The sequence below is a fragment of the Streptomyces sp. HSS9-12 genome (genome assembly GCF_054963655.1).
Genome location: NZ_JBUEGC010000097.1, coordinates 1 through 6489, shown reverse-complemented (window position 1 = coordinate 6489; position 6489 = coordinate 1). Strand labels below are relative to the sequence as shown.

Below are 6489 nucleotides of genomic sequence, written 5' to 3'. Positions count from 1 at the left end.
GCGGCATTGCTACTAGGCCTCGGGTTCGACGCCAAGCGCGGCGTGCTGCGCAGGCAGGAGGGCGAGACCGACGTCCTGGCCACCGCGTTCCTGCTCTCGCGCCACCTGGACGACGACGACTTCCACTGGGCGGAGGAGGACCTCGCCGGGCTCTACCGCAACCACGGGGTCTTCGACCATCTCAACTACGGCATGAAGCAGGCCACCCTGCTCATGGCCGCGGACTTCGTGGACCTCCTGCGCGAAGGGCGTCACGTCCTGGTCTCCCTCGGGGTCGACGAGCACAAGTACGTCGCCCTCGCCCGGCGCGGAGCGGAACGCTGGGGCCTGCCCGCGGAACGGCTGTCCGGCATCTACACCAAGATGATCCCCGGCCTCGGCGGCCTCCCGAAGATGAGCAAGAGCATCCCCGGATCCGGGATCGACGCCTCCATGTGCGCCGAGGACATCCGGGCCCTGCTCAAGGCGGACACCGACACCGCGCCCACCGAGGACGGCTCGGCGCTGCTCCAGATGTACGCGTGTCTGCCCGAGGTCGACGGTCGGGAGTACGACCGGGTCTCCGCCGCGCGCCGCGGCGGAGGTCCCGACTGGCACGCCGTACGCGAGCAGCTGGTCGAGCGGATGCTCTCGCTGTTCTCCCACTGGCCGAAGTAAGCAAGGAGTCTCTCGTGCACGCAAACACCACGACCTCCCGCCAACCCATCGGCGGCGCCGAGTCCTACTTCATCAGGAGCGGCTACCGCAGCCGGGACCGGGTCGAGTACTTCCTCGACGAGACGGACGACACCGTGACATGGCAGCCCGACGTCTACCCGTACACCGCCGCCCGGGCCAAGGAACTCGGCCGCGACGTCATGATCGACATCGGCTGCGGACGAGCGGGCAAACTGGCCTCGCTGGCCGACGAGTACCCGGCCTGGTCCTACATCGGCGTGGACTTCGGGGACAACCTCGTGTGGTGCCGTGACAACCGCCCCTTCGGGGAGTGGATCGAGGTCGATCTGGAGTCGGCCGAGCGGCTGCCCATCGCCCCCTCCCTCGTGCGCCGGTCCATCGTGGTCTGCTCCGACATGATCGAGCACGTGGTGAATCCAATGCCGACCCTGTCCCTGATCCGTGGCCTCCTCCTGGAAGGCAGCGCATGCGCCGTACTGTCCACGCCGGCGCGCGAGTGCCGCAGCGGTTACGACGCTCCCGGTCCGCCCCGCAACCCCAGCCATGTCCAGGAGTGGGCGAGCGACGAGTTCCAGGCACTGCTGAAGGCGTCCGGGTTCGAGATCCACTACGCCGGGCTCACCCGCAGCGACGACGCCTCCAACGGCCTGTCCACCCAACTGCTCCTCGTCGGAGTGGGAAAGACGGAGAGGGAACAGCGGTGACAGCGGCTCCCCGGTCCGAAGGCATGCGTGTCGTCCACCTCCCGGCTCGAACCCCGTACGCGTGGAAGCTGCAGAGCCGTGACTTCCACATCCTGAGCGGGACCGAGATCCCCAGCGGCAACGCGGTGCCAGCAGCGGTCGACGCCGCCTGGCTCCTCGAGCACGGCCCTCTCACATGGCTCGACGTCCTCCACCTGCACCACATCGACTTCGAGGACCTCGCAACCCTGGAGCGGCTGCTCGATGAGTGCCTGAACCACGGAGTCAACGTGGTCTTCACGGCCCACGACGCGCGCCCCATGGTCGGCAACGCCGAGGACTTCACCGCGCGGCTGCGAATGCTCCACTCCGCCGAGGTCAGTTGAGTCTGTCTCACCGAAGGCTCTGTCACAACGCTCGCCGAGGTTCTCGGCGAGCGTCCCCGGGCAACGGTCATTCCTCACGGGTACGTAGCAGACCCAGAGTCGCTGGCCGGCCTGGAGCGCGAAGCGACCAGCTCGGCGGTCCGGTACCTCATGTTCGGCGCTTCACGGGCCAGCCGGGACCAGCTGTCCACCATGGCCAACTGGAGCCTGGGGATCACGGATCCGCACAGTACCCTCCACATCCTTATGCGCGCGTTCAGTCCTGCCGACTTCGCCGACGGGGGCCGTGCTCCGCTGCTCTCGGAGACGGCCCGGCGTGATCCCCGTATCCCGCCTCACCATGCGCCGGTACCCCACGGACGAGGAAGTGGTCGGAGCCGGTCTGGCTTCTGACTCGGTGCTGCTGCCGTACCTCTGGGGCAGCCACTCCGGGCAGCTGGAACTGGCCTTCGACCTGAATTTGCTTCCGGTCTGCTCCCTCACGGGTCACCTGCCCGAACAGTACGAGCGGCACAAGGGGCTCGTCGAAGAACCCGAATGGTTCGACTGGTCGCAGGGTCATCCCAATCTCTTCGGAGAGAAGTTCCTGACCGCACTGGAGAACGCGGCAGCGCGGCTCGGCTCCAGGCCCCGCCGCCTCAACCGTGAGTTCCTCGGCCACAGGGCTCACGAGCACCGGACGATCCTCGACCAATACGCCCGCGTGTACGGAGGCGACCGGTGAGCGCCCTTCCGCGCATTTCGTGCGTGATCCTGTGCCACAACTACGGCCGATATCTCGACCGGGCCATAGCGAGTTGCCTGGAACAGGAGCCCGGAAACTTCGTCCTTCACGAAGTCATCGTCATCGACGACGGCTCCAGTGACGAAACTGAGGAGGTGTGCCTGCGCCACGAAGGCGATGCCAAGGTCATTCGGAGAAACCAGCAGGGTTTCGGTCAGTCCCTGACCGACGCCTTTCTCCTCAGACCGGCGACTGGGTGGCCCCGCTCGACGCCGACGACTGGTTCCACCCGTCGAAACTGCGTACATGCGCCGAGGCGATGACAGGTGGGACGCTGTTCATCGAGCACTGGGAAAACGTGGTCGACTCCGGCGGGAACCCAATACTTAAGGAACCGCATCCGGGCGGACCCCGCCAGCTCAGAAGGATCTCCTGGCATTTCCGGGCAGGGCTTGATCAAGTTCCGTGAGTGTCCGGGTTGTTGGTGATGCCCAGGATGGCGAGTGATCGTTCGGGTTCGTAGCGGATGGCTCGAGTGGTCTTGGCGATGTTGTCGGCTCCGAGGATCTTCAGGGTGCCGATGGCGAGGTTGCGGATGGTGGCCATGGCCCGGGGTGCGGTGCCGGCGTGAATGGTTGAGGCGTCCTCGGCAAACGTGACATCTCTGATGTAGTGGGAGGAATTTTCGATTCCCCAGTGCCCGCGAATGGCGGCGGCGAGGTCGGCGGGGCGGGTTTGATGGGCGGCGAGGCTGGTGACCGCGTAGACGTTCTCGCGGGTTTCGGGCCGGCCGGTGGGCTTGCGGCGGCGGTGGACCCGGATGGCGAGGTGGGCGTGGGGGAAAGCGATGCCGCCGAGGTTGTCGGCGATAGCGCAGGTCTTGATCGAGCGGGACTCGCGGCGGCCGTGGGCGGTGGCGGAGGCGGTGTGCTGGACCTTGATCGAGGTCCAGGGCAGGGCGGCGAGCTGGGCGTAGGCGGTGGGCTGGTTGGTCTTGATGACGGCGATGTAGTGGGCCTTCTTCGTCTCGACCAGCCAGGTGATGTTGGCCTTCACCGAGTGGAGGGCATCGAAGGTGACGACGGCGTCGGCGAGGTCGAGTGGCGCCAGCAGGGGCTTGAAGTGGCGCACTTCGTTGGTCTTCGCACCGACTTCGGCCTGGGCAATCGTGGCGACGCGGTCGTGGGTGACCGCCGAGAGCAGGTGACGGCGCGGCGCGGCCAGGCGGGCTGAGCCCTTGAGGGCCTTGCCGTCCACGGCGATGACCTGCCGCGATCGGGCCTCGGGCACGTCCGCGGACGCGGTGATGCGGTGCCGGTCGGCCAGGTAGGCGCCCACGGCCTGGTCCAGGGCGTCGCCGTCAAGTGCCTGAAGGACGCGTCCGAGAGTGACCGGCTTGGGGCTGCGCCGCCAGCCGAGCAGGTGACGGCGTACCCCAAGGGATGCCAGCAGCGAGTTCGTGGCCCGCTCGCCGAACTCGGCGAGTTCGTCGATGCTCTTCGCGCCGCAGACGGCCGCGCAGGCACACACCAGCAAGATCGCCGTCAGCGAGTACCACCGGCCCCGGCGTGAGCGCGGATCCGGAACCGATTCAAGGTAGGGACGCAGGTCAGCGATCCGGTCCGCATCCAGCGGCCCCAGTTTCTCCAGCACGGCAGGGATGGGGGAAGATGCAACAGCAGGCACGGGACATCCTCGTGATCATCTGGCTTCGACACCACAATGATCAGAAACCCGTGCCTGCTCTGCTGCCCGCCCCTACCAGCTGATCGTCAACACTCCACGCAATCACGGAACTTGACGGAGCCCTGATTTTCGGGCGCTCGCTTCCGGCCACAGGGTGGAATCCGCCTTGCAGCGAAAGGAGCGCGTGTCCGCAATGCTCCTGATTCCGGGCATGCTCGTCCGCACGCTCTGTGCCCATGGCCCGATAGCACCGTGGCTCAGGTCCCTCTTCAGCACGATCGCGGGACGGCCGCTGGTGCGGCTGACAGCGAACCAGGAACGGCAGGCTCATTCGTGATCATTCCGACGATGCGCAGGGGGCGACGATGATAAAATCGCTGCTTCCAATCCCTTACTGGTCAGGCCAGTTGTCCGACCCGGAGCGTATAGGCGCCATGAGCCGTTTGAGTGAGTCTGTCACCCGTGTCATGCACATCCTCGATGGAGCGGACCTGGGCGCGGACTATACGGTCGCGCAGCTGCTCGGCGAGACAACAACAAGGCGCTCCCTCGACCTCTTCGACCTCTCCCCCAGGAGCAGGCGGCCCTGGTCGAGGGGCGCGCGAATCACCTGATCCCCTCGGCCGCGGTGCTCGCCGAGAAGATCGAGGCCGCGCAGGCGGCGGGACGGCCGTTCGTCGTGAAGTACGGCATCGACCCGACCTCGCCCGATGTCCACCTCGGACACGCGGTGCCGATCATCATCGCCAGCCGGTTCCAGCGGATGGGCCACCACGTCGTCTTCATCATCGGCGACGTCACGGCCAAGATCGGCGATCCTTCGGGACGCTCTCGGAGCGACCGCCCCTCACCGACGAGGACATCGCCCGCAACCTGAGCGGCTACCAGCAGCAGGTCACGCCGTTCATCGACTTCGAGCGTGCCAGCCTGCGCTTTAACGGCGAATGGCTGAACAAGGTCACCTTGCCGGAGCTCGTCGGGGTCCTCGCCCGGGTGCCGGTCTCCATGTCGCTCCAGCGCGAGGACTTCCGCACCCGGCTCGCCGAGGGCCACGGACTGTCCGTCGCCGAGTTCGTCTACTCCGTCGTCATGGCGTGGGACTCGGTGGCCTCGACGCCGACGTCGAACTCGGCGGCGTGGACCAGCTGCTGAACCTCCAGATGTGCCGCAAGGTCATGGAGATCTCGGACCAGACCCCCGAGGTCGTCATCACCACCCCGCTCATCGAGGGCACCGACGGCACGGGCACCAAGATAAGCAAGAGCAAGGGCAACTACGTGGGCCTGACGGCGTCGCCCGATGACGTCTACGGCCGGCTGATGTCCATCCCCGACCACCTGACCGAGTCGTACCTCCAGCTGCTCACCGAGTGGACGGACGACGAGATTCGCGTGATCACCAAGCGCTTGGAGGAGGGAACTGCGCACCCGATGGCGGTCAAGCGCATCCTCGCAGGCGAGGTGGTGGCCGCCCTCCATGGCCTGGACGCTGCCGCCGCCGCCCGAGCGGAGTTCACGGCGCGCTTCTCGAAGCGCTCCTTCGGGGACACGCAGAACCTCCCTGTCGTCTCCCTGAAGGATCACGCCGAGGAGACGCTCGGCGCGCTGGTCAGCCGCACGCTGGACTTCGCTCCAAGCATTTCGGCCGTGCGCCGCGTGGCCCAGCAGAAGGGCCTCCGCCTGATCCGCGAGTCAGACGGAGACCAGCAGGCCACGCCGCTTACGGAGGCTTCTGTCCAGCGGACGTTCGGCGCAGTTGTGAGCGAGGCAGGGGCACTTGAAGGTGCCGAGCTGTACCTCAAGGTGGGCCGCAAGGTCGCCCGCATCGACCTCTCAGATCAAGTGCGGCGCCGACTCACCTGCGTGAGCCGGCGCCGTTTTGGCTGTCGTGCGACGCGGAAACGGCCGACCGAGGCGTCCTCGGAGACAAGCGCCAGGTTTATTCCCAATGTTGGGAGGGCCATTCACCTCCTCATCCCTGTCGTGGCGTATGAGCGCCGGGATCGGCTGGTGGCGCGGCCGCAGCGCTGAAGGAGACTCCCGAGAAGTCCCTGCCTTGCAGCGTCGGCCCGTTGAAAGTGCCGCCACTGATCGTGTTACTCACGTCGCCGTCGCCCGCACGCACCAGCTTCGCCGCCTCGAGCCACTGTTGCAGACCGACGCGGAAGTCCCCATCCATGGCGGCCCGTACCGCCAATACCGTGCTGAGTGCCTGGGCACGCGCCTGATCGGCCGGCGCCCGTTCCAGACCTGCCAATTCCGCCTCGCCCGAGCTCACCGCAGAAACGTCCGCAGTGCCGAGGCCCCGCTGGAACGGGCGCCGCACCAGCTCA

Annotated in this window: 7 protein-coding genes and 1 pseudogene; 6 read left to right on the top strand and 2 right to left on the bottom strand. The window is 66.9% G+C overall.

The window, feature by feature from the left end; all coding sequences use genetic code 11:
- The 5 genes from ACY34J_RS28575 to ACY34J_RS28555 form a co-directional block, all read left to right on the top strand.
- Nucleotides 1-657 (top strand): tryptophan--tRNA ligase (locus tag ACY34J_RS28575; protein WP_462729531.1); only part of this gene is annotated, 657 nt, incomplete at its 5' end.
- Between the two features lie 14 nt (nt 658-671).
- Nucleotides 672-1382: a methyltransferase domain-containing protein gene (locus ACY34J_RS28570; protein WP_462729532.1), complete on the top strand. Its 711-nt coding sequence runs from the start codon at nt 672-674 to the stop codon at nt 1380-1382.
- On the top strand, nt 1379-1747 hold the full coding sequence (locus ACY34J_RS28565) for a hypothetical protein (RefSeq protein WP_462729533.1): 369 nt from the start codon (nt 1379-1381) through the stop codon (nt 1745-1747). The genes ACY34J_RS28570 and ACY34J_RS28565 overlap by 4 nt, the downstream gene beginning before the upstream one ends.
- Nucleotides 1748-2063: 316 nt before the next feature.
- Nucleotides 2064-2471 (top strand): hypothetical protein, encoded by a 408-nt coding sequence (locus ACY34J_RS28560; protein WP_462729534.1) that lies wholly within the window; start codon nt 2064-2066, stop codon nt 2469-2471.
- On the top strand, nt 2468-2794 hold the full coding sequence (locus ACY34J_RS28555; RefSeq protein ID WP_462761992.1) for a glycosyltransferase family 2 protein: 327 nt from the start codon (nt 2468-2470) through the stop codon (nt 2792-2794). Before ACY34J_RS28560 ends, ACY34J_RS28555 begins: the two co-directional genes overlap by 4 nt.
- Nucleotides 2795-2927: 133 nt before the next feature.
- On the opposite strand, the gene ACY34J_RS28550 is transcribed toward ACY34J_RS28555, so the two are convergent.
- Nucleotides 2928-4157 (bottom strand): ISAs1 family transposase, encoded by a 1230-nt coding sequence (locus tag ACY34J_RS28550; protein ID WP_462729535.1) that lies wholly within the window; start codon nt 4155-4157, stop codon nt 2928-2930.
- Nucleotides 4158-4591: 434 nt separating this feature from the next.
- On the opposite strand from ACY34J_RS28550, the pseudogene tyrS reads away from it, so the two are divergent.
- A pseudogene (tyrS, locus tag ACY34J_RS28545) lies at nt 4592-5986 on the top strand (tyrosine--tRNA ligase); the annotation flags it as partial.
- Nucleotides 5987-6128: 142 nt separating this feature from the next.
- Here tyrS and ACY34J_RS28540 read toward each other — a convergent pair.
- Nucleotides 6129-6489, bottom strand: a 361-nt coding sequence (locus tag ACY34J_RS28540) for a hypothetical protein (RefSeq protein ID WP_462729536.1), incomplete at its 5' end; no start/stop codon positions are given.